Here is a 280-nt window from a genome sequence, read left to right as displayed (position 1 = left end):
GCCTTGCCGACCGCGTCCGCCTCTGGTTTACACCGTCGCGGCAAGCCGCTTTTCCGTCAAAGTTTTCTGCTGTGTTGCCGTAAACCAGTTTAACGACGGTCACCGTCGCTTCTTTGTGAGGGCTCGGCAGTGCTGATTTTCGTGGGAACACTCGTGACGCTTTTGTCCGTTTTCGGCGGTTACGCGCTGGAAGGCGGCCATCTCGGCGCGCTGTTGCAGCCCGTTGAAGTGCTGATGATCGTCGGCGCAGGCGTCGGCGCGTTCATCCTCGGTAACGGGA

1 protein-coding gene is annotated in these 280 nt (G+C 60.0%); it reads left to right on the top strand.

The genetic code is table 11. From position 1 onward, the window contains the following. Window positions 1-129: 129 nt before the first annotated feature. Window positions 130-280: motility-associated protein (locus tag SB822_RS56545; RefSeq protein WP_410859032.1), on the top strand; the 151-nt coding region annotated here is incomplete at its 3' end.

It is taken from the genome of Paraburkholderia sp. SIMBA_054, from assembly GCF_046534875.1.
GTDB lineage: Bacteria > Pseudomonadota > Gammaproteobacteria > Burkholderiales > Burkholderiaceae > Paraburkholderia > Paraburkholderia hospita.
This window is presented reverse-complemented; position numbering and strand designations above follow the sequence as displayed.